Raw genomic sequence first — 22,463 nt, 5'->3', positions numbered from 1 at the left:
TTCAAGGAGGAATAACTATGTGTCAAGGACAAGGTCATCATCATCACCATCAATGGGAGAAACCGTCTGTCGATCGGAGCCGTCCAATGCGTATTGGTATCGGTGGGCCAGTCGGCTCCGGAAAAACAGCTTTGGTCGAGCGTCTGGCACGCAAACTCAACGACCGTTTCAGTATCGCGGTGATTACGAATGATATCTATACGAAGGAAGATGCGCGGATTCTGATCAGTTCGGAAGCATTGCCCGAAGATCGTATTATCGGGGTGGAGACCGGTGGATGCCCGCATACGGCGATTCGTGAAGATGCTTCCATGAATTTCGAAGCGATTGAAGAGTTGGAGCAGCGTTTTGAGCATCTCGATATCATTTTCATCGAGAGTGGCGGCGATAATTTGGCTGCAGCCTTTAGCCCGGAATTAGTGGATCGCTTCATCTATATTATTGATGTTGCGCAAGGGGAGAAAATTCCGCGCAAAGGCGGGCCTGGCATTATGAGATCCGATATGCTCATCATTAACAAAATTGATTTGGCTCCGTATGTCGGCGCCAGCCTGGACGTCATGGACTCGGATACGAAGAAAATGCGCGGCGACCGTCCGTATATTTTCTCCAACCTGATGGGCGGCACAGGTCTTGATGATATTGTGACATGGGTGGAGCAGGAGTTCAGCCATGCCTAAGGTGACCGGGGAGATTCAGGCAGCATTTGCGGTACGCAGCGGCTTCACGCAGCTGGTTCACAAATATCACGCCTCCCCGCTCAAAATCGCCAAAACGTTCCGCTATGAGAACGATACGTTCACCGGAGACCAGCCCGTGGAACAACTGGGCGTTTACATGATGGACTGCTCCCCGGGACTGATGTCAGGGGATCATTACGAAATCAACGTGCGCCTTGAAGAGGGCGCACGTGTTTTTCTAACGAACCAGTCGTTCACGAAGGTTCATCCTTCCTCCGAGGAGCAAGGAAGCACGCAGCGCCAGTCGCTGCATGTGGAGGCTGGGGCGCTGCTGGAGTACATCCCTGAGCCGCTCATGCTCTACAAAGATGCACAGTTCTTCTCCGAAACGGAGGTGCATCTTGCTCCAGGAGCTGCGTGCATATTCTCTGATGTGCTCTGCCCGGGACGAACGCAGAGGGGAGAGATTTTTCAGTACTCGCGTTATACGAATCGGATGAAGGTTTGGTACGGCACGGAACTGATTTATTATCAGAACCAGAGAATTGAGCCCCGAGATATGCAGCTTACAGCCCCTGGGAGTTGGGAGCAGGAAACGCATCTGGGGAATTTGTATATCTTCTCGGATCAGCTTGGGCCGAAGCACCTGGATGGCCTGCTGACGTGCCTGGAGAAGATAAATGACATTAAACAAGTACGTGTCGGTGCCAGCCTTACTTATAAACACGGGATCATTGTCACGGTCATGGGGCGGCATGCCTGGCAATTGCAGCATGTTCTTGCCCAAGCTTGGCATGAATTGCGCCGCAGCGTGCTTGCTTTAACCCCATTAATGGTTAATAAATAAGTTGGAGGAGCCCACAGGGCTCCTTTTTTGACGTGCTGGGATTTATATTTATGTCGGGTTTGCAGCTATCCAATGGGCGGCATCTCCTTGCCAGGGGAAATACAGGGCACTATTTCAGCGAAATAGGCTCTTTTTCGTGCGGAGGGGAACTGTGGGCCGCTATTTGTCCGTTTTCTGAAAGAAAACGGGATTAGCGGTCAAATAAGGCCCTGTAGTTCTGCTCGAAAGCGGAAACGGGCTGAATTTGCTAGAATAGTGGCCTGTAGTTCCCCATAGGTTTGTGGTAAGAGGTTACCCCTGCCAAGTGTCTCAGTTACACTGAATATTTTTTGTGGCGCTCCAACCGGGCTCTTAACAAGCGCTCGTCTTTAAAGGACGACGACGTCACTTTTCACTATCGCGCGATGTGGCGACACCTGCGTTCGTTGGAGGGGGAACTGGAATTTTACACAACGGAATGGCTTGGTATGACCGAGAATGCGGTCTTTTTTCCATTGGGAGAGAATGGTAAGTTTAATTTACACGCATACTGGAAGGAGAATCGACAATATCATGACAACTGCCCCCACTTCATTGTCAAACCGTGTAGGGGTTGGTATGATAAATAAGATTATAATTGAATGAGCTCGGAAGTTCGATATAGAGGAGGGCAAGACGTGGAAAATCAAGCTAGTTACGAAAGCGTTTCTAACGATTCGACACCAGGTTCCGCCAGGAACGAAGCCATAGATGCGGTTAATAAGTCAACATCTGCAGAGCCTGTGACGTTAAAGGATTTTTATCGCTTGGTGAAGCCGGGGATTATTTATTCCAACCTAATGACGGCTTTCGCCGGATATTGGATGGCCGCTCGCTGGGACGTAAGTTGGGCCCATTTGTTTTTTACCATGCTCGGAACGGCTCTAGTTATGGCTGGCGGTACGGTGCTGAACAATTACTTGGACCGTGAAATGGACGCCAAAATGGAGCGGACGCAGAACAGAGCGCTGCCTAGTGGACGACTCGGACCCAATGTCGTGTTATGGTACGGCATAATTCTGGGAACGATTGGACTGGCTGTCCTCTACTTTGGAGCAGCATCCCCACTGGCAACGTTGATCGGGTTAATCGGCTTGTTCCTGTATGTCTGGCTCTACACCGCATGGTTCAAAAGAACCTCCGTCTGGAGTACGTTTGTAGGCGCATTCTCTGGTGCGACGCCACCGGTCATCGGCTACTGCGCAGTTAGCGGTACGGTTGATTTAGGTGCTATCTTGGTGTTCCTCTTCTTATTTCTATGGCAGCCGCCGCATTTCTGGGCGCTGGGCATTCGCCGCATGGAAGAATATCGGGCTGCTGGATTCCCGCTTTTACCGGTCGTCAAAGGATCTTACGTGACTAAGATTTCCATGGTGCGTTATGTGGTCCTGCTCGTTCCGGTTACCGTTATGTTGACCGCTTACGGATATGAAGGATACCTCTTCTTAATTGGCTCCACAATTCTCGGATTAATCTGGGTGTTCATGAGCGTGAAGGGTTTCAAAGCTACAGGTGAAGCTGAAGTTGTATGGGCGAAACGCATGTTTCTTTTCTCGATTATGTATCTAACACTTTTATCGATCCTCATGGTCATTGATACGGTAAAGATTAGCTAGTGAAGGACGGATGACAAGAATGAGTACATTTTTTGAAAAAAATTGGTTCAAGCTGGCGCTGGGCGCTATCTTGATTGCAATGATTGCTTCTTTTGCTTATAAGCTTTGGGTGAACAGCAGCGAACCGGATCAACGCTTGACGGCGATGAAGCAATCTCCATCTTTTCAACTGCAAGACTTGGATGGGAAGACCGTTGCTTCCGCTGATACGGATGGTAAAGTAAGGCTCGTTTATTTCTTCTATTCTTTTTGCCCGGACGTTTGTATGCCGACAACTTTCCTGCTGACGCAAGTCCAGGATGCTTTGAAGAAAAAAGAGCTGTTCGGCACAAAATCCGAAATTATCTCGATCACCGTCGATCCGAACCGGGATACACCGGCTGTTCTGAAGGAGTTCGGAAGCAAGTTTGAGTCCAAGCCTGACCCAAGCGGATGGATGTTCCTCCGTGGAGAAGAGGCTAAGACCCACAAGCTGGCTGAGGACTTCGGCATCATGGTCATTAAGGAGAAGGACGGAAACTTCTCTCACTCCAATGCTATTTTACTTGTTGATAAAAAAGGGAAATTGCGCAATTATTACGATGCAAGCAATCCGGAACTCGATGCGGACCATATTGTCAAAGATGTGGTGACCTTGTCCAAAGAGAAATAAGTTAACGGCATCAACTATTCAAAAGCAGGATCTGGTGAAGGGTAGATAATATACTCCTCCAGGCCTGCTTTTTCTAATTGCTGAATCAGATATTCCTCAGGTGTTCCTTCGACACCCGCATACCCTTTACGCGTATAGATTTGCTCGGCATCCGGGAACGTATCCCGCAGCAGAAAACGTATTTTTTTACCCGAAGAGTCATTGTCCGTAAACAAATAAACTTGCTTGTCTCCGGCTTTTTTTCGTAATTCCTCCAAGGTTTGCGAGCTAGGTGTTCCGAAGGTGCAAAGGATCTGGACGCTATCGTCAACGACGCGCTTTAGGCGGCTTTTGTCGTTTTTGCCTTCTACAATGATTGTGATCGACATGGGCTATCCTCCATCAGGTTTTTTTGTAGTATAACCCGTTTTTGGCAGTGATCCAAGGATTCCATTCGACGTTTGCCTAAATAATACGCTGCCATTTCCCGGGAAATGACAGAGATTGACAGCACAAAGACGGCTTGCACAGGTCAAGCCGCCATGAACAGGAAGCGTTATGTCGTAACTGGCGCTTTAAACGACCGCAAGGGTAAAAGCGAAAGTGCCAGCATGAGGATGAAGAAGGCGATGAAATAAGAAGAAATATGGTCGCGAAGCTGCCCAGCCATCATAGGGCCGATGAAGGCGCCAACGGAATAAGAGATCGAGAGCAAAGAAAAGACGCGGCCATAACGGCTGCTGCTGGTAATGCTGGCAAGCAAGGCAGCTAATGCAGGATAAATAACACCTTTGGCCATTCCGATCAGGAAGAGGGAAACAGGTAAAGGGATAGCCCACTGAATAGCTAAGCCGAAGAAAACTACAGCTAATGACAAGCTTCCACAGACAGTCCGGATAAATGGCGATACTTTGTTAAGGAACCAGAATGAGATACTTAGCAGAGCGCCCAAGCTGATTAGTGTAAAAAATACGCCGGAGGTGAGAATGGATTCTCTAGCGGATTCCATCAGCGGCAGCTCAAAGAATAGAATGCCTTGAGAGCAGGAAAGCGCCATTGGAATAAGAAAAAATAGCCAAGGAACGGACGCACCGACAGGAAAGTTGGCATCTTCATCTGGTATCCCATGGCCGTGATGATCCAAAACGGGAAGCTTGCCGGCGGATTGGCTCAGCATCTGCTTCTCTTTGACACCAAAGATAGCCAAGAATCCCGTTATGATCAGAATCCAGCCCAACACGGAAAAAGCGGTTGTAAAACCGATTTTGGCAACCAGGATGGCTCCAGCAGCAGGAGAAACCACGGAAGCTAACGTGTGGATCAGGCCGTTCCCCGCCATCAGCTTACTTTGTTGGATGCGGTCTTTGGCGATGCGTGCCAGCAGTGACAAACAGGCCGGAGATAAGAAGGCAAGCACAAATCCGCTTATGGAACGAATGTAGAGCAGGTGCCATGGATCTTTTACATTCGATTGAAAAAGTAAGATGATCCCTGCTACAATCAGGCTAAAGACAATGAAAAATTTGCTGCCGTATTTGTCCACGCCATAGCCAGCGATGAGATTGCCAGGCAAGTGCGTGATCGAGTATACGCCCATGATTAGCCCTATAAAGGAAGGAGCGGCCCCTAAGGATAAGGCGAAAGGTGACAGAATCGGGTACTGTGCGTGCAAATCAAAAAAAGCCACAAACATAAATAAGTACAGCCAAAGGGCTGTTCGCATGTGCTCACCACCTTGTTTAGACTTGTCTCTTTCTTAAGATGTACGCCGCTCGTCCGATGGATATGACCTTTCCGTATAATTGACACAATTGGGATGGAGGAAGCTATGGATGCTTATGTGATTCTTTTACTTGCTTGTGTCGCTGTATTTCTAGTATTCCGGCTCCGGCAGTCCTTTCGCAAAACGAGAGGCAGAGTCGATCAAACGGATGAAATTCAGCGAAAACTGGCGCAGTTAAAGAAAAAAAGGGATGAAGACTAAGGATTCCCTGTAGTATGATAGGGATGGACTTTTGGATAAACAGGAGGGGTTCTTTTGGATCAGTGGATTTCATTCGCACAGGATCGTTGGTATTTACTAGTTGCTGCTATTATTGTTTTATTTATTGTTATCGGGATTGTAAAAACGGTCGTTAAATGGATTGTTGTCCTTGTCGTAGTTGGTGCTCTCGTCGTTTATGGAGCAAGTTATAAGGATAAAATAAAGGATATTGGGACAAGCGTCGTATCCCAGGTTGGCGATGAGGTCAAAGATAAAGCGATCAATGCGCTAACTTCGGAAGCCAAAGAAGCGCAATTCAAAGCAAATCCAGACGGTTCTTTTATCGTTTCGACGAAGAGTCTGAAAGTTGAAGGTAAAGCTGGAAGCGATGAAGTGCAGGTTACTTTCCTAGGTAAAACTTTTAAAATGAATGCGAATGCGGCAGTGAATGCTTTCATTGAGCAGGCGAAGAAAAACGCAGGTTAGCTGAAAAATAAGTAAGGATGGTGAGCGGTCATGGCGGATATTAGCTGGTTCAAAGCCAATTCCATAAACTTCATATCCATTGTGATTGTGCTCACTTTCGCAGGCTCTGTCCTTCAGGGCTTTTTCCGAGGCGGGTCTGGGTCCGCCAAACATCTGCTATCCATGCTCGTGGAAGCGGTGGTCGTCATCTTGTCCATGTTCGTTGCGTGGAAAGGTGTGCAGCTCGTATCTCCATTGCTTCAAACCTGGCTGAAGGGTCAGGATCTGCAAGTGCCATCCGTAGAGATTAGCGCTCTCAAACAAGCGTATTATACGGCACTGACAAGCATTCGAGATTTCGCGTTACTGCGTTTCGGCGTATTGTTCTTGCTCGGCTATATGATTGTGAAGCAGCTCCTGAACCTGCTGATTGATCCGCTCATCGGACCCTGGCTGGCTCATCGCGACCCTTATCGGGAACGCAGCCATTCGTTTATTTCCTCGGTTTCCGGGGGCGCCATCGGCTCTGTGGCCGGTTTTGCGCGTGCGCTCATTCTTATTGCCGTTTTGTTCATTTATGTCACTCTATTCCCGCATTCGATGGTAACCCCCTATATCGAGTCTTCTCAGATGTATCAAAAAGGGGCGAAGGAAGTCATTTCTCCCTTCACCGGGGATTTCATCGCCGATAAGGTGCCGGTATTTACCCGGGCGGTGGAGCAGGAATTTACGAATATTTTACAGCGAAAATATGAAGTTCTGGACGCGAAAGTCCCAGGCAACATTGTAGATGCGGCCAAAGAAGTCACCGCCAGCGGAACCACGGACGAAGAGAAGGCGAAGCTGCTGTACAATTGGGTGGGCACCCGAGTCCACTACGATTGGGATAAAGTGAAGCTGTATGAAGAACAGCGCATTTGGAAGGAACAGACACCGGAAGATACGTTCAACACCAAGGAAGGCGTTTGTATCGATTATTCCAGGCTATACGCTCAAATGGCAAGGGCAGTAGGGTTGGATGTGAAAGTTGTAACGGGCCTTGGCTATGACGGGCAGGGCAGCTATGGACCTCACGCTTGGAACGAAGTGTATCTGAAAGAGTCCAAAATTTGGGTGCCTCTGGATTCCACTTGGGTGGCCAGTGGGGGCAACTGGTTTAATCCGCCGAATTTTGACCAAACGCATATTAGAGATGTTTAATCCTATTTAAGATTAACAAAAGGAAGTAAACCGCCTTCTCACGGACATCCGGGAGGAGGCTTTTTTGTGGTTTTTCTCATCCATTCGTAAATGTGGTAAACTATTAAAAGTGCTATTTTTGAGAACATGAAGGAGTTTGTATGTCTAAATCCATTCAGGAATATCCAATGATTTACTTAGATGCCGGGGACACGCTGTTAACGATTCCCGCAGCCCAGACCATTTTGAAACAATACCTGCAATTGCGCGCTGTAGAGCGGGATGAGGATCACATCAGTGAACTGTTTACGGAGGCTTTCCGTCTATTTTATTATGTGAACAAGCAAGATAACTTTATTGTATGTTCTCCGGAGTCAGATCGTGAATTCTGGGTCAACCTATATAAATATGTGCTGCATAAGCTGGGTATCCATGAGGAATGGACAGAGGAAGAGATTTTCAACTGCTGCCACGAGCTGTACGACATTTATACTGCACCTGAGTATTACGAATTGTTTGATGATGTTAAGCCTTTTCTCGAGCGGCTTCAAGCCCAGGGCTTTAGAATAGGAATTATTAGCAATTTTGCACCGACATTGAAAGCTATTTTAGAGGATAAAGGAATTCTGCACTATTTTGATCCTGTCCTCGTGTCGACAGAGGTTGGTCTTGAGAAGCCGGATCCGGCTATTTTCCAACTTGCCCTGGAGCGTGCGGGTGTAGCGGCCAAGGATGTCCTTTATATTGGTGATCACGAAACGAACGATGTGTGGGCGCCGAATCAAGTCGGCATCGATGCGGTTCGCATTATCCGTTACGACTATCATACCGGGGAGGGTATCCGATCCCTGCTAGAGCTTTTTGATGATCAGCAAGCTATTGTGTAAGAAAGGATCTGAGTGTGATGAAACCATCCATAATGGATGATCCAAAGAAAAAAGAAATCACGAAGAAACGGCATTTTTCGTTTCGGATCAATATCTTTTTCTTTATAACGTTCTTATTGTTCTCCGTACTTATCGTGCGTTTGGCCATTTTACAATTCGTGCAAGCCAAAGATTTGAAGGCAGCAGAGAATACAAATACGAATCAGACGAATAAAATTGCACCCATCCGCGGCAACATTTATGATTCTACGAAATCACCTCTTGCCTATACCATTCCAGTGCAGTCCTTATTTTTCCGAATCGAGCCCTCTCAGCAGGATAAAGATGAAGTTATTCGCATGGCGAACAAGCTGAAGACTGACGTTTTTGATAAATACGGCAAACCGGATTCCAAGAAGCTGGAGCCCGCGGATATCGTACTTGCTATGGATTTGGGGTATGACATCAATAAAAACAAAGTGAAGGATCCGAGTTATTACTGGGTTCCGCGTAAAATCAAAACAGATTTGTCCAAAGAAGAAATCGCCTATTTATTAGAGCACCGGGATGAATTCAAGTGGCTGGAAGTGACAGAAGAAAGCATCCGTACTTACGAATTGGACGACATGGATACAGACGGATCGCCGTCGACCATCGCTCCGCAATTGATTGGCTACCTCAAAAGCTATTCCACGGAAAAAGCTAAAGAGATGTACCAAGATAACGAAAACAGCAAGGAATATCTCGATACCGAAAATGTCGGCTTTGATGGCATCGAGAGGATGTACCAAGATGAGCTTCGCGGGAAAAATGGTTATAAAATTTACCCCGTTAATGCGGCCATGAAAATTATCGGGCGCGCGACGGTAACAAAGCCGACCAAAGGGAACAATTTGTATCTGTCGATCAACAAAGATATTCAAAAAACGGCGGAGAAGGCGATCGCCGATCAGATTGCTTTTCTACATACACCGTACGCGCGGAATGATGCCTTTATCAAATACGGGGCGAATGCGCAGGCCGGTTATGCGGTAGCTATGGAAGTAGACACGGGGCGCGTCGTAACGATGGCTAACTACCCGGACTACAATACGAATGAATGGACGGGCGGAATCTCGCAAGCAACCTTAGACGAAGTTGGCTCCTATATTGCGAATGGTTCGATTACAACCGCGTACCCGAAATACACAGATAAAGAGCGTCCGAAACATCCGTCTTCCATCGTTTTCATGGGTTCTACGATCAAACCATTGTCCGTTCTGATTGGTTTAACAGAGAAGTTGATTACTCCTTCCAATCAGTACTATTACGATTCAGGTACCTTCACGTTTGGTAAAGCGAATTCGACAAGTTCGATTTCCAACTCAGGGAGAACGGCATATGGCAACTTGGATGCCTCCAGCTCCATCGAACACTCGTCCAATACGTACATGTCGGCCAAAGTCGGTATTCCATTTTATCAGAAATACGGTGGGGAAAATCCTGCTGTAACGGATAAATGGGCGGAATATTTGGCGAAGTTCGGCTTAGGCGTCAAGACGGGGAGCGGCTTGCCTGGCGAAATTGCCGGTTCGAATGACTTCTCCAAGAACGCCAAAAAAGACAGTTATCAATCTGCCATGGTTTATGCTTCATGGGGGCAGAATGAGAAAACAACGACGCTGCAGCTCGCGCAGTTCGCCGCAACTCTAGGCAGCCGCGGTAAACGGATGAAGCCGTTGTTCGTTGACGAGATTCGAAGCTTTGAAGGTGAACTAGTCAAAAAGGTAGAACCGGAAGTGCTGGAAGATAATACCGCTATGTTCGCCAAAGGGGATTGGAACACCATCATTCATGGGATGAAGAGTGGCGCGGAAGGCATTGATGAACTGCCTTATAACGTGGCTCGGAAGACAGGGACTTCGACACAAGCCGTCTCAGGCGGAACGATCGATAACGCCGTGTTCATCGCCTTCGCGCCGGTCGAGAATCCGAAGCTTGCTGTGGCGGTCGTCGTGCCGGAAGGCGGCTACGGACGTTATGGCGCATCCCCGATTGCGGCAAAAATCTTTCAGGCTTACGATGCAGCCAACGAAGGCATATTGACCAAGCTTGGCGGCGGGAAGAGGCCTTGGTAGAGGCAGAAACGAGTAAAAAACCTTCAAATCCACGTTATAAGTGGGGCTGAAGGTTTTTTTGTGGGCTTGTCTTGGGAAGTGAGCCAAGTTTACCAAATTTTAGTGAACTTATTGCCAGGCCGCTGCGTCTGTTTCAGGATACATCCTGACACAGAAGGGGGCCTTACAGTGATGAAATCGCCGATCGCGGATGATCCGAGGAAAAAAGAGCTTGCTCAAAAGAGACATTTTTCGCTGCGGATCAATCTTTTTTTCTTTGTAACCTTTGTCTTATTTTCCATCCTGATCGTGCGATTGGCTATGCTGCAGTTTGTTGAAACGAAAATACATAAAGCCGCAGAGAATAGAAACGGCACACAAACGATACAAATTGCTCCCATTCGCGGCAACATCTATGACTCCTCGAAATCTCCGCTTGCGTATACCATTCCCATGCAATCCTTATTTTTTCGAATTGATCCCAGCGCGCAAAAGTTAGATGAGTTAATTGCTATCGCGGATCGGCTGAAAGTGGATGTTTTCGACAAGTATGCCAAACCAAACTCGAAAAGTCCGACGCCGGAAGAAATCATTTTAGCCATGGACATCGGCTACGACTACCATAAGGCTGAAATTAAGAAACCAAGCTATTACTGGGTTCCGCGAAGAATTAAGGCGGATTTGTCCAGCGAAGAGATCGCCTACCTTTTAGAACATCGGGATGAATTTAAATGGCTGGACGTAACGGAGGAAAGCATCCGCACCTATGAACTGGATGATGACGGTAACACAACAATTGCTACGCATTTAGTGGGATATACGAACTCTTTTACCTCTCCTACAGCCAAAGAAATCTATAAAGACAGTCCTATGGTTCAAGAATATTTGAGCTCTGAAAATGTAGGTTTCGATGGCATTGAACGCATGTATCAGGATGAGCTGCGCGGCAGAAACGGCAGGAAGACATACCCCGTGGACGCCGTTAACAAAATCATTGGGAGAGCCGATGTCACGGCTCCCGTTAAAGGAAATAATTTATATTTGAGCATACATAAAGATATCCAAAAAGCGACAGAACGCATGCTGGAGGAGCATATTCGTTACTTGCGCAGCCCATCGCACGCCAATGATTTGTACTTGAGTGTTGGGATGCAGGCAGCATCCGGGTTTGCAGTGGCTATGGAAGTGGATACGGGACGCGTGGTTACGATGGCGAACTATCCGGATTACGATGCAAACGCGTGGACCGGCGGCATGTCGGCAAGCGTCTACAAAGAAATCGAGAGCTTTATTCCTAATGGCAGCATTCGAACGGCAAAAGCCAAATATCCAGACGAGAAAGAAAATGCGAAACATCCATCGTCGATTGTGTTCATGGGTTCCACGATTAAACCTATGTCCGTGTTGATAGGGCTTAAGGAGAATTTTTTCAGCGGGAATGGTTATGTTTATAACGATACGGGGTCGTTTAGTTTTGGTAAAGGAGGCAACAGCACCATCACCAATTCGGGAAAAGCGGCTTACGGGGCGATGGATGCTGCCGGGGCGATTGAACATTCCTCGAACACGTTCATGTCTGAAAAAGTCGGGATTCCATTCTGGGCCAAATACGGCAGGGAGAATCCGGAAGTGACGGCCAAATGGGCGGAATACATGGCGAAATTTGGAATGGGCGTCAAAACAGGCAGCGGCTTACCGGGCGAGCTTGCAGGCTCTAATGATTTTATCAAAAATGCTGTGAAAGACAGTTATCAATCCGCGATGGTTTATGCATCCTGGGGACAAAACGAAAAGACCACAACCTTGCAGCTTGCTCAGTACACCGCCACGTTGGCTAGTCGGGGGAAGCGGATGAAGCCGCTATTTGTAGATGAGATACGCGACTACCAGGGCCAGCTGGTTAGAAAAATAGAGCCCGAAGTACTGGACGACTTCTCCGCCGAATTTGCCAAAGAGCATTGGAACACGATTATCCATGGGATGAAAAGCGGGGCTGAGGGGATCGAGGAGCTGCCTTTTAATGTGGCGCGCAAAACAGGCACATCCACCCAAAGCGTATCGGGAGGCTCGGTTGAAAATGCCGTGTTCATCGCCTTTGCGCCGGTCGAGAATCCGAAGCTGGCCGTTGCGGTTGTCGTGCCCGAAGGGGGCTTCGGGCGTTATGGCGCCTCTCCGATTGCGGCGAAAATCTTTCAAGCTTATGACGCTGCCAACGACGGCGTTTTGACGAAGCTTGGCGGCGGGAAGCGGCCTTGGTAGGTGTGGGCTCGTGGGCTCGTCTCTTTCGCTCACGAGAGGGAACTACAGTCCCCTATTTGATCGAAAAGGGCTCTTTTCGCGATTAGGGGGAACTGTGGGGTCTTATTTGTTCGCAAACTCCGCTTTTTCAGGGGAATACATCGAAATAGGGGACTGTAGTTCCCACTAAACCTTCAAGTAGTGGCAAATTGGCAAAATAGCGTACCAGAGTTCCCTCTAACCGAGAATTCTAGGAATCAAGACCCGAAGAGCCCAAGACCAAGTACAAATGCAAACACAAAAAAGAGGCCGCCTCAAAAAGCAGCCTCTTTTCTATTTTCACTGGTGTACCCGAATCCACACCGCCATCTCGCCAACCCCACGATTCCCCCATTGGAAATAGGGAACCGCCTGCAAGGCGACTGGGTCCGCCGATGGCGCCCAGCGACGGTACGGCTCCGCCGAAGCCCAAGCCTCAGGTGTCGCATCCTTAAAGCCCTCAGCCTCAATCCTCACTGTGCCACCAAGCGCACTTGTGTCGGCGTCCACTTTCAACCTCGTTCCACTCTGAAGGCTAAGTGTTGCCAGAGGAGCGCCATTATCGACCTGCTCAACGCAGTACACTAAAGGCCCTCTTTGAATAGCGGCTTTCCCGGCATTGCTGCGGATAAGCGGATTCGCTTGGATGAGGTGTGCCTCCATCGGAAGCAGCCAAGTGACGGTGTCACCATCCGTCCAAATTCGATTGATAATCGCATAGCCATTCTCAACCGCGTACGTATCCTCTTTTTCACCGTTGATGAGCAATTGAGGTTGGCTGTCGCACCAGTAAGGCATGCGCAAAGCCAACGTGAACGAGCGTGGCTGAGCCAAGCTTAGTTCAAGCGAAGTATCCCCACGCCAAGGCAACGAACTGACTTGTTTCAGCCCAACTTGCGTTGCATCGTCCAACGTGATCGTACTTTCGCTGCCGATAAACAAATGGCAGTTGATTCGTCCTGGTTCAGTCGTATACATATACTCCCCAAGTGAAGAGAGAATCCGCGCCAAGTTCGGAGGGCAGCAAGCGCATCCAAACCATTTCTGACGCTCGGCTTTCACATGACGTTTGCCGGGATTGTTCGCCGATGCTTGTGGCCAAACCTCCAACGGATTCACATAAAAGAATCGTTTGCCATCCTGACTCATACTACCAATGATGATGTTATATAACGCCCGCTCGATCACGTCGGCATACTCGCTCCGTGTCTCGAGACGCAGCATACGCTGAGCAAAATACACTAAACCGATGGAAGCGCAAGTCTCAGCGTACACCGTATCATTCGGCAGATCATAGTCGAACGAGAACGCCTCCCCATGGTGCGTCGAACCGATGCCTCCCGTGATGTACATTTGCTTCTGCGTCATATTCGCCCAAAGCTTCTTGCATGCGGCAAGCAGCTTCTCGTCCCCGGTCAATCTGGCCAAATCAGCCATGGCTGTGTACATGTAAACGGCCCTAACCGAGTGCCCGGTAGCTGTATCTTGCTCACGAACAGGCAGATGGCTCTGATTATAAATGCTGCTCAGACTCGGCAATGGGGTTTCACCGGCGCGATAGATGGAGGTTTTTCCCCTACGCTCCCACTCCCCATCGAAGAAATCGGGCTGCTGTCCTCGCTCATCGATGAAATAGCAGGCAAGCTGGAGATATTTCTCCTGCTTCGTTACCGTATACAATTTGACCAAGGCCAATTCAATTTCCTGATGCCCGTCGTAGCCTCGAATCTTACCTTCCTCGGGTCCGAATACATCCTGAATATGATCCGCAAAACGGCACATCGCATCCAGCAGCTTCCTTTTCCCTGTAGCCTCAAAGTACGCAACGGCAGCTTCAATCATATGGCCTGCACAATACAATTCATGGCACTCGTACAAGTTCGTCCAACGCTTGCCAGGTTCTTTAATCGTAAAGTATGTATTTAAATAACCATCGCTTTGCTGCGCTTGTACGATCAGGTCAATGGTCTCGTCTGCGGTCTGTTCCAACGCTGCATCAGGCTGCTGTTGAAGGGAATAGGCGACAGCTTCGAGCCACTTGGCCAGATCGGAATCCTGGAACACCCAACCGTGGTATTCGCCTGTTTCCAAGCCTGCGGCAATTCGGAAATTATGGATCGCATGGCTAGGTTCGGCATCGGGAACACGATCATTCAGCGCTTCCCATTGATAGGGAATGACTGTATTGCGAACAAGACTGACGTAATGATTCCAGAAGTCATCGTTGATTTGGATTTGATTCAAGGACAATTTGTGCTTGGCCTGCAGCAGTGCATTTGACATGAAGCAACCTCCCGAATTTGCGAAATAGGCTTTACTTTCTCCAATTATATGAGGGATACTGGGGAAGAAACAGGTAGAAATACAACCAGTTATTTATAAAATTTCACACAACTTTATAAAGGAGTCGCCGCCAAATGAAAGAGATATCGTTAGCTGCACCGCCTCTTCCTTATTATTTGGAGAGCGGGTTCAGGGCGTACCAGGCAGGGGACACGCATCCGGATCGCGCAGGGTTAGGGATGTATGATCTTCTTCTCATTACGAAAGGTACGCTTCATTTGGGGGAAGAGGAGTTGACGTGGAGCTTGACCGAAGGCCAATATGTGCTGCTGCTCCCGGATAAATATCATTATGCCGTGCGTCCGTGCGATGCGGAGTGTCATTTTTATTGGCTCCATTTTCAAACCAGCAGCCCTTACACGATCAGAGAGAGCAAGCCCTTTCCGCGCAGCGAATTCGTTTTACCTCAAAAAAATGAAATTACCCTTGCTCAACAAGGGACAGCGTCGGACCCCGAGCGGATCCAAGAGCTTTGGCACCAACTCCTACAAATGTCCGTCTCGGAGAGGTCGGTATCGTTCTGGGAAGAGCAGCGCATTTTTACGGAAATTTTGCGTGCGTTAGATATTGGAAGTAAACCTGATGAGCAATCTAAAGTACATAGATTGGCTGAGCGAATCGAAGCTTATCTCAAGCAGCATTACTCGGCTGATTTGACCAATGAGCAGTTGGCTGACGAGTTCCATTTTCATCCGAATTATTTGAGCCGCTGTATGAAAAGTGTGTATGGCTGCACGCCACTCGAGTATTTGCTTGCCTATCGAATTGAACAATCCAAGCTGCTGCTGCTGAAAACGCAGTGGTCCATTGAGCGCATCTCTGAGGAGGTGGGCTTCCATCATGCCGCTTATTTCTCCAACTGTTTTCGTGCCAAAATAGGTCTCTCACCGCTCGCCTACAGGAAGCAATATATAAGAGGTGGAACCGTTCTTCATTCCTGAGCATATGTTGAGGTAAGGAGGAGAACCCTCCTATACGCCAAAAGTTGCACGAGGTAAACTTTTGTGCGTAGAGAAAAGAAAGGTGGGGGACAGCATGAAAACGACGCGATTCACAGCTTCATTAAAAAGACTGATCATTACCTTCATTTTCCTATGATAGACAGCTGAATGCGTACTTTCATCCTATTTCCAGTATGGCGGACGGATATGGTATACTAATGTATCGGTAGTCGCGAGAGATAGTTTGATGAATGGTACGGAGGAGTGAGTTTCACCATGTGTGGTATTACGGGTGTGATGTATTTTGAAGATAGAGAACCAACAGTTGCGATGCTGCAGCAAATGACGGATGTGATTGTGCATCGGGGACCGAACGATTCCGGTTTTTGGACGGATAATCGGATTGGTCTTGGCTTTCGCCGGTTGTCCATTATTGATATTCAAGAAGGGCATCAGCCGCTAGCCAACGAGGATGATTCCGTCTGGATCATTTTTAACGGAGAAATTTATAATTACAAAGAGTTACGCGGAATGCTGCAGGAACGCGGGCACCAATTCCGCACGCATAGCGATACGGAGGTTATTGTTCACCTTTACGAGGAGTTCGGAGAGGAATGCGTCAAGCATTTGCGAGGCATGTTCGGATTCGTGATCTGGGACAAGAAAAAGAAGCAGCTGTTCGGAGCGAGAGACCATTTCGGCATTAAGCCGTTTTATTATCATGTCAACGACCGTCAGTTTTTGTTCGGCTCGGAAATTAAGAGCTTGCTCGCTGCGGATGGCATGAACCGGTTGATCCATACGGACAGCTTGCTGAACTATCTGACCTTTCAGTATGTTCCAGAGCCGAACACGATGTTCCACGGCATCCACAAACTGCCGCCGGCCCACTATGTCAAGGTAACCTTCGATGGCGAAATGTCCATACATAAGTATTGGGATCCAATGTTTGAGCCTGAGGAACGTCCTTTTGACTACTACGTAGAGCAAATCCGCGAAACGTTGAAGGACTCCGTCAAGCACCACATGGTCAGTGATGTGGAGCGCGGATGTTTCTTGTCCAGCGGGATTGACTCCACGGCCATCGCCACCCACATGCGGAACATTGAACCGATCCGCACGTTCTCCGTTGGCTTCGAAGGCGCCAACAACGAGACGCCAATCGCCGCCCAAACGGCTGCGGCGCTTGGCACAGAGCACTACGACAAAGTCATCACGAAGGATGACTTCTTCAGCACGATGCCGAAGGCGATCTGGCACCAGGACGAGCCTGTTGCCGATCCTTCGGCCATTGCCCTCTACCACGTGGCGCAGCTTGCGCGCGAGCACGTGACGGTTGTGCTGTCCGGCGAAGGCGCGGACGAACTGTTCGGCGGCTACCGCATCTATCGCGAGCCGCAGTCGCTGCGGCCGATCGATCAGCTGCCGCATTCGATCAAGCGCATGCTGAACCGCTTCGCGCGGATGCTGCCAAGCAGCGTGAAGGGGCGCAACTATGTGTTGCGCGGCACGACGCCGCTGGAGGAGCGCTTCCTTGGGAACGCGAAGATTTTCACAGAGGATATGAAAGCGGAAGTGCTGCGTCTCGATACGGAGATGCTGCGTGCTTATAAGAATCCCGTGCAGATCGCTGGAGACTATTACAACAAGACCAAACATCTTGATCCGGTCAGCCGGATGCAGTATATCGATATGAATCTGTGGATGCCCGGCGATATCCTGATGAAGGCCGATAAAATGACGATGGCGCATTCTCTTGAACTGCGCGTTCCTTTCCTGGATAAGGAGCTGTTCGATGTGGCACGCCGCATCCCGGCGAAATATCGCATTGCCAATGGAACGACCAAATATATTTTCCGCAAGGCGATGGAAGGCATCATCCCAGACCCGATTCTGAACCGTCCGAAGCTGGGGTTCCCTGTACCTTTGCGTCAATGGGTACAAGGTCCGATGGGGGATGTGCTGCTTGAGCAGATCAAAGCCAGCGGAATTGAAGATTATATTAATATGAATACGGTAGAGCGGATGCTTCAGAAGCACCGTAACGGCCAGGGCGATTATGCACGCCGGATTTGGACGATCTATATTTTTGCCCTCTGGCATATGACTTTTATGGAAGAGCTGCCTAAGAAAGTGCTCGCTGCTTACTAGGTCTATCAAGGACGACAACCGTATAGACAGGAGATGGGGAACGTGGGACTTTATAAGTTAATTGCCCTCGATATGGACGGTACCTTACTGGATGAGGAGAAAAAAATATCGCCGGAAAATCAATCCGCCATTCGTCAAGCGACGGAGGCTGGCAAAATCGTCATCATGTCGACCGGCCGCGGAGCCATCAGCGCCTTGCCTTACATTCAGGAGCTGGGGCTATCTACGCCTATGGTTATGGTAAATGGCAGTGAAGTATGGGAGTCGCCGAACAAATTGCTTCGGCGGACACTGTTTCCGGTTGAAACCGTGAGCCGATTACATGCGCTGGCTGAGGAGCATGACTGCTGGTGGTGGGCTTACTCTGTCGAAGGTGTCTTCAATCGCGAGCGCGAAGGCCTGGACATCCCGAACGGCGAATGGCTGAAATTCGGTTTCTTTACGGAAAACGCGGAGAAACTGCAGCGTATTCGCGAAATTGCAGAGAGCTGGGGAACGCTTGAAATCACCAACTCTCATCCGTCGAATATTGAATTAAACCCGCTTGGGATTAGCAAAGCAAGCGGTGTGGAGGCTGTTTGTCAGCTACTCGGGATTCAGATGTCGGAAGTGATTGCGATGGGGGACAGCCAGAATGATATCACGATGATTCGTGAAGCAGGTCTTGGTGTTGCCATGGGGAATGCGCAGGATGAAGTCAAACAGATTGCGGATATCACGACGGTGACGAACGAAGAAAGTGCGGTTGCCAAAATCATTCACGCTTATATGCTGTAATTAGCCAGTTTAGCCAGTACAATATCGGACGGAGATGAGCTCATGATCACGTTAGCCTGGAGCTTGGTCATTCTTTTGTTTGTTGTAGGTATGATAGGTGCGGTTTATCCAGTGCTGCCTGGTGTTTTGGCTATCTATGCGGCGTTCTTTCTATATGGCTGGCTGATCAGCTTTGAGCCGTTTGGCTGGGTGTTCTGGACCACGCAAACCCTGATCGTCCTTATTATTATGGTTGCCGATTACGCTGTGAGCGCAATGGGAGTCAAGAAATTCGGAGGTTCGAAGGCGGCTGTGATCGGGAGTACGATTGGCCTTATTGTGGGGCCTTTCGTCATTCCGGCTTTTGGGTTAATCATAGGACCTTTCTTAGGCGCTGTGATTGGAGAAATCATCATCGGCACCAAATGGCAAAATGCGATCAGCGCCGGGATAGGCTCCGTGATCGGTTTCTTTGCCAGCAGTGCTGTCAAAATTGTGCTGCAACTGGCGATGATCGTTCTCTTCTTGATTTGGGTTTTTTAATTGAACATGATGTTGTTTGAATACGGGATTAGAGAGTAGGAACACATTTGACGAAGGAAACCAAAGATTCTCTTGTAAAAGGGACGCTCATTCTCACCGTAGCCGCGCTTGTAGCGCGGTTTCTCGGCGTTTTTCAGCGTATTCCGCTGGTGCACCTGCTGCACGAGGGGGGAATGGGCAGTTATTCGATAGCTTTTAATTTGTACTCTATTCTTCTTGTTGTAGCGACAGCAGGGATTCCCAGCGCTTTAAGTAAAATGGTATCGGAAAAATACGCGATTGGACGACCTGCCGAGGCAGAGCGAATTTATCGCGCAGCTATTTTATTTGCTATCGTCGCTGGCGCATTCATGACCGTGCTCTTATATGTGTTTGCGCCGATTTATGCGGAACAAATATCACGCGGCGGACCCGACGCTACGCTGGCAACACGCGCTATCGCACCGGCCATGCTGTTCTTCCCGCTTATTGCGATTATGCGCGGTTATTTCCAAGGCCGACAAAACATGATGCCTAATGGGATCTCGCAAGTTGTGGAGCAAATTTTTAGACTGGTCACTTCGATTGGTCTTGCCTTTATTTTATTAAACATCAGCTTGGCTTGGGGGGTAGCAGGTGCATCATTCGGCGGGGTGATGGGCGGCATCGCTGCACTTGCCGTTATGCTTTACTATGCGATGAAGCTCAAACGCAGGGACGCTCAAAGGCTGAAAGAAAATGTGTCTTCCGCTGCGGCTCATGAAACTGCAGCCGGGCACTCCTCGGCAGCTGCAACAGCACCTGCAAGGTATAGGGACATTTACCGCAGCCTCCTGAAGCTCTCGATCCCGATCGTCATCTTCTCAGTGACGGTTACCTTGGTCTATGCGATTGATACGTCGATCATCATTCCCCTCTTGGAAGGGAAGATTGGCAGCAGCGAGGCGCTTGGTTTGGTCGGTATTATCGGGGGCCGGGCACAATCTCTGGCGGGCATCCCAATTATTTTGGCGATTGCGCTCAGTCAATCTGTCGTGCCTATTATATCAGCGGCTTACTCCCGCAAAGATCTGAAGCAGGTAGGGCATCAAACAACCAGAGTGCTGCAGCTGTCTATTTTATCGGGATTGCCTGCAGTGCTCGTTATCGCGATTGCTGCCCGTCCGCTTGATTTCTTCATGTTCGGACATGAAGATACAGCCTATGGGATGAGTCATGGACCTTACATGATCTCTTTGTTAACTTTGGGCGCTATGTTCCAAATTGTGATGCAGACCTCCGGTGCCGTCTTGATGGGCATGGGCCGTATGAAACCGCTGATGCTGCATGTTGCCGTTGGTATTGCGGTTAAGCTGGCCGGCAGCTTCTTGCTCGCTCCATGGTTCGGCATCTATGGGATTATTGGTTCCACAGGGCTTTGCTTCATCGCTATGTCATGGCTCAATTTGCGCACGCTGCGCAAAGAAGTGAGCTTCACCATTCTTGGACGGCGCTTTATTGGTTTAACGATTTCAATCGTGGTCATTGTCGGCTTAGGCATCGCGGCTGAGTGGTTGACCCACACGTATGTACATCCAACCAGCTTGTACAGGATCAATGAAGGGATCAACGCAATACTTGTTTGCGGCTTCACGGCTGTTTTATACCCGCTGATGCTCATGGCGACGCGTGTGGTTACGAAGGACGATGTCAAGAATTTCCCAGCGCCTGTTCAAAAGCTGATCGGCAAAGCAAGCCGCCTTATCGGACGACGTTAATAGCCTGCGCCGCCAGTATGGCGAGCTCAATGCTATTAAGCCCTTCGCTCATGGCTTGGGTTAAATCAAAGGTCTGCGGCACTTCTATAGGGTGCATATACCCCATTGGCGTTTCAACATCTTGGAACCAGTCGCCAGGCTCCACAGGCAGTAACGGCCGATCCGGCCATACAGTCTCAAGTGTAGGACTATACAAAGGCGAGCTTCCCTTCTTGAGGAAGCAGCCATCCAGCCTCTCCTGATAGAAATGATCAGGGGGGGCTTTTTGTATGGGGGTAAATAAGTGAGGCCAATAGTCAGCGCGTGAACCCGTGTGGGGCGTCGATGCGGCAAAGCGGAGTACACCTTGCAGCACTTCTGGCACTCCGATTAGAAGTGCGTAGAGGCCTTTCCCAAGGGCTATGCGTTCAGCTAAGTCGGCAAAATTCTCGAGAATGAGTCCACCCAGACGAGGCTGGGGGGAGCCGGCTTCGGCGGACGGGGACCAAAAAGGGAAAGCAATTTGATTCAACTGCATCCAGCCTTGAGCTTTAAAAAGCGTCTTATCTAGCACGGTTTCTCGGAACTTGCCCTTCTGCACAATTCGCTGCTCGATGTAATTTTGTTCATTCACAATAAGAGCAATTGTCAGCGCGGTGGAGTCCGGGCTCGTCCAAAATTCATGCCAGACAGGGACCATCCAGATGGAAATATTCAAATGGGGAAGCAAGTGGAACAGGTTCTTCTCGCGCTTCTTACTTTCGTCATAAAGCAGCAATTGTGGATAAGCATCTTGAAAAATAAGCCCATTTGCGCGTTCCAGAAAAGCAAACAGATGCTCAGCTTGATCATCGTCAATAAGGTGCGGCAGGAGATCGCCATGCAGATCGGTCATGTTCCAACCACCGTTGCGGGAGACCATATGGGCTAACAGAGCCCAGTGCAGCTCAGGGTACTTCTGGTAACAGGCCCAATAGGCCATTGTGCGTGTTACGTTATTCCGGTTCTCCTTCCGGGTTCGCGCCCGTATGTCTTCCACGATCCGTGTCTCCTCCGTTGTAAGAGGAAATGGCTGAACACCGCCTCGAAGAAGCTCTAATTGTTGGGTGAGCCCCTTTTCTAATCGTTCTGCGATGTTTTTGGATAAAGGGATGATCTCCAACTGTGTTGATCTCATAATAACCTCCTCGACCTCACCTGCATCATCTCCTTATTGTTAGCCCATTTACTCGCAGGTATGTGAGGATACCGCACATTTAAGGCTGCTTTTTTCCATAAATGGGGGAAGCACCTGATAATTTAATCCAATTACTGGCATTATTTTATGCATAAAATGAACTAACAGAAGTCAGCGT

Annotated in this window: 19 protein-coding genes; 15 read left to right on the top strand and 4 right to left on the bottom strand. The window is 49.0% G+C overall.

From position 1 onward, the window contains the following. The first annotated feature begins 17 nt into the window (after positions 1 to 17). The 4 genes from ureG (at position 18) to GON05_RS13785 (ending at position 3,813) form a co-directional block, all read left to right on the top strand. Complete coding sequence (gene ureG / locus GON05_RS13800) at positions 18 to 680, top strand: urease accessory protein UreG (protein WP_157319653.1); 663 nt, start codon at positions 18 to 20, stop codon at positions 678 to 680. Next, positions 673 to 1,527 (top strand): urease accessory protein UreD, encoded by an 855-nt coding sequence (locus tag GON05_RS13795; protein WP_157319652.1) that lies wholly within the window; start codon positions 673 to 675, stop codon positions 1,525 to 1,527. The genes ureG and GON05_RS13795 overlap by 8 nt, the downstream gene beginning before the upstream one ends. A gap of 656 nt (positions 1,528 to 2,183) precedes the next feature. After that, positions 2,184 to 3,161, top strand: coding sequence for a heme o synthase (cyoE, locus tag GON05_RS13790; protein WP_246069033.1), 978 nt, complete (start codon positions 2,184 to 2,186; stop codon positions 3,159 to 3,161). Positions 3,162 to 3,180: 19 nt separating this feature from the next. Then, entirely contained in the window at positions 3,181 to 3,813 is a 633-nt protein-coding gene (locus GON05_RS13785) for an SCO family protein (protein ID WP_127452973.1), read from the top strand. 14 nt (positions 3,814 to 3,827) lie between these two features. Here GON05_RS13785 and GON05_RS13780 read toward each other — a convergent pair whose 3' ends face one another. After that, positions 3,828 to 4,181 carry a toprim domain-containing protein gene (locus GON05_RS13780; protein WP_127452971.1) on the bottom strand — a complete coding sequence of 118 codons (354 nt, stop codon included), beginning with the start codon at positions 4,179 to 4,181 and terminating at the stop codon, positions 3,828 to 3,830. Between the two features lie 167 nt (positions 4,182 to 4,348). Continuing rightward, the gene (locus GON05_RS13775; RefSeq protein ID WP_157319651.1) at positions 4,349 to 5,515 is read right to left on the bottom strand and encodes an MFS transporter; all 1,167 of its coding nucleotides are present in this window, start codon (positions 5,513 to 5,515) and stop codon (positions 4,349 to 4,351) included. A 105-nt stretch (positions 5,516 to 5,620) separates the two neighbouring features. Here GON05_RS13775 and GON05_RS13770 point away from each other — a divergent pair, with 105 nt between their 5' ends. The 6 genes from GON05_RS13770 to GON05_RS13745 all read left to right on the top strand — a co-directional run bounded on the left by GON05_RS13770 (position 5,621) and on the right by GON05_RS13745 (position 12,641). Beyond that, a complete protein-coding gene (locus tag GON05_RS13770) occupies positions 5,621 to 5,776 on the top strand; it encodes a hypothetical protein (protein ID WP_181646396.1) in 156 nt (51 codons plus the stop codon). 54 nt (positions 5,777 to 5,830) lie between these two features. Then, entirely contained in the window at positions 5,831 to 6,262 is a 432-nt protein-coding gene (locus GON05_RS13765) for a hypothetical protein (RefSeq protein WP_127452967.1), read from the top strand. 30 nt (positions 6,263 to 6,292) lie between these two features. Further along, complete coding sequence (locus GON05_RS13760; RefSeq protein ID WP_157319649.1) at positions 6,293 to 7,441, top strand: transglutaminase domain-containing protein; 1,149 nt, start codon at positions 6,293 to 6,295, stop codon at positions 7,439 to 7,441. A 140-nt stretch (positions 7,442 to 7,581) separates the two neighbouring features. Next, positions 7,582 to 8,307 (top strand): HAD-IA family hydrolase, encoded by a 726-nt coding sequence (locus tag GON05_RS13755; RefSeq protein WP_157319648.1) that lies wholly within the window; start codon positions 7,582 to 7,584, stop codon positions 8,305 to 8,307. Between the two features lie 17 nt (positions 8,308 to 8,324). Further along, positions 8,325 to 10,403, top strand: coding sequence for a peptidoglycan D,D-transpeptidase FtsI family protein (locus tag GON05_RS13750; RefSeq protein WP_157319647.1), 2,079 nt, complete (start codon positions 8,325 to 8,327; stop codon positions 10,401 to 10,403). A gap of 171 nt (positions 10,404 to 10,574) precedes the next feature. After that, positions 10,575 to 12,641: a peptidoglycan D,D-transpeptidase FtsI family protein gene (locus GON05_RS13745; RefSeq protein ID WP_157319646.1), complete on the top strand. Its 2,067-nt coding sequence runs from the start codon at positions 10,575 to 10,577 to the stop codon at positions 12,639 to 12,641. Between the two features lie 318 nt (positions 12,642 to 12,959). Here GON05_RS13745 and GON05_RS13740 read toward each other — a convergent pair whose 3' ends face one another. Beyond that, on the bottom strand, positions 12,960 to 14,942 hold the full coding sequence (locus tag GON05_RS13740; protein ID WP_157319645.1) for a glycoside hydrolase family 127 protein: 1,983 nt from the start codon (positions 14,940 to 14,942) through the stop codon (positions 12,960 to 12,962). Positions 14,943 to 15,076: 134 nt separating this feature from the next. Between GON05_RS13740 and GON05_RS13735 the strand changes: the two genes are divergently transcribed. The 5 genes from GON05_RS13735 to GON05_RS13715 all read left to right on the top strand — a co-directional run bounded on the left by GON05_RS13735 (position 15,077) and on the right by GON05_RS13715 (position 21,129). Further along, positions 15,077 to 15,943 carry an AraC family transcriptional regulator gene (locus GON05_RS13735; protein ID WP_157319644.1) on the top strand — a complete coding sequence of 289 codons (867 nt, stop codon included), beginning with the start codon at positions 15,077 to 15,079 and terminating at the stop codon, positions 15,941 to 15,943. 276 nt (positions 15,944 to 16,219) lie between these two features. Next, the gene (gene asnB / locus GON05_RS13730) at positions 16,220 to 18,094 is read left to right on the top strand and encodes an asparagine synthase (glutamine-hydrolyzing) (RefSeq protein ID WP_157319643.1); all 1,875 of its coding nucleotides are present in this window, start codon (positions 16,220 to 16,222) and stop codon (positions 18,092 to 18,094) included. A 42-nt stretch (positions 18,095 to 18,136) separates the two neighbouring features. Beyond that, positions 18,137 to 18,871 carry a Cof-type HAD-IIB family hydrolase gene (locus tag GON05_RS13725; protein ID WP_181646394.1) on the top strand — a complete coding sequence of 245 codons (735 nt, stop codon included), beginning with the start codon at positions 18,137 to 18,139 and terminating at the stop codon, positions 18,869 to 18,871. Positions 18,872 to 18,913: 42 nt separating this feature from the next. Then, on the top strand, positions 18,914 to 19,393 hold the full coding sequence (locus GON05_RS13720) for a DUF456 domain-containing protein (protein ID WP_127452951.1): 480 nt from the start codon (positions 18,914 to 18,916) through the stop codon (positions 19,391 to 19,393). A 47-nt stretch (positions 19,394 to 19,440) separates the two neighbouring features. Next, positions 19,441 to 21,129, top strand: a complete 1,689-nt coding sequence (locus GON05_RS13715) for a putative polysaccharide biosynthesis protein (protein WP_157319641.1) — start codon at positions 19,441 to 19,443, stop codon at positions 21,127 to 21,129. Here the strand turns inward: GON05_RS13715 and GON05_RS13710 are convergent. Then, complete coding sequence (locus tag GON05_RS13710) at positions 21,113 to 22,285, bottom strand: DUF2515 family protein (RefSeq protein WP_157319640.1); 1,173 nt, start codon at positions 22,283 to 22,285, stop codon at positions 21,113 to 21,115. The genes GON05_RS13715 and GON05_RS13710 overlap by 17 nt on opposite strands. Positions 22,286 to 22,463 lie beyond the last annotated feature (178 nt).

The sequence above is a fragment of the Paenibacillus anseongensis genome, from assembly GCF_009757995.1.
Taxonomy (GTDB): Bacteria; Bacillota; Bacilli; order Paenibacillales; family NBRC-103111; genus Paenibacillus_E; species Paenibacillus_E chondroitinus.
The sequence above is the reverse complement of the archived record's forward strand: the minus strand, read 5'-3'. Positions and strand labels throughout refer to the sequence as shown.

What these genes read in the sequence shown, in the direction of transcription:
- ureG (WP_157319653.1), top strand. Translation starts at nt 18, where the DNA reads ATGTGTCAAGGACAAGGTCATCATCATCACCATCAATGGGAGAAACCG.
- GON05_RS13795 (WP_157319652.1), top strand. Translation starts at nt 673, where the DNA reads ATGCCTAAGGTGACCGGGGAGATTCAGGCAGCATTTGCGGTACGCAGC.
- GON05_RS13785 (WP_127452973.1), top strand. Translation starts at nt 3,181, where the DNA reads ATGAGTACATTTTTTGAAAAAAATTGGTTCAAGCTGGCGCTGGGCGCT.
- GON05_RS13780 (WP_127452971.1), bottom strand. Translation starts at nt 4,181, where the DNA reads ATGTCGATCACAATCATTGTAGAAGGCAAAAACGACAAAAGCCGCCTA.
- GON05_RS13775 (WP_157319651.1), bottom strand. Translation starts at nt 5,515, where the DNA reads ATGCGAACAGCCCTTTGGCTGTACTTATTTATGTTTGTGGCTTTTTTT.
- GON05_RS13770 (WP_181646396.1), top strand. Translation starts at nt 5,621, where the DNA reads ATGGATGCTTATGTGATTCTTTTACTTGCTTGTGTCGCTGTATTTCTA.
- GON05_RS13760 (WP_157319649.1), top strand. Translation starts at nt 6,293, where the DNA reads ATGGCGGATATTAGCTGGTTCAAAGCCAATTCCATAAACTTCATATCC.
- GON05_RS13755 (WP_157319648.1), top strand. Translation starts at nt 7,582, where the DNA reads ATGTCTAAATCCATTCAGGAATATCCAATGATTTACTTAGATGCCGGG.
- GON05_RS13750 (WP_157319647.1), top strand. Translation starts at nt 8,325, where the DNA reads ATGAAACCATCCATAATGGATGATCCAAAGAAAAAAGAAATCACGAAG.
- GON05_RS13745 (WP_157319646.1), top strand. Translation starts at nt 10,575, where the DNA reads ATGAAATCGCCGATCGCGGATGATCCGAGGAAAAAAGAGCTTGCTCAA.
- GON05_RS13740 (WP_157319645.1), bottom strand. Translation starts at nt 14,942, where the DNA reads ATGTCAAATGCACTGCTGCAGGCCAAGCACAAATTGTCCTTGAATCAA.
- GON05_RS13735 (WP_157319644.1), top strand. Translation starts at nt 15,077, where the DNA reads ATGAAAGAGATATCGTTAGCTGCACCGCCTCTTCCTTATTATTTGGAG.
- asnB (WP_157319643.1), top strand. Translation starts at nt 16,220, where the DNA reads ATGTGTGGTATTACGGGTGTGATGTATTTTGAAGATAGAGAACCAACA.
- GON05_RS13720 (WP_127452951.1), top strand. Translation starts at nt 18,914, where the DNA reads ATGATCACGTTAGCCTGGAGCTTGGTCATTCTTTTGTTTGTTGTAGGT.
- GON05_RS13710 (WP_157319640.1), bottom strand. Translation starts at nt 22,285, where the DNA reads ATGAGATCAACACAGTTGGAGATCATCCCTTTATCCAAAAACATCGCA.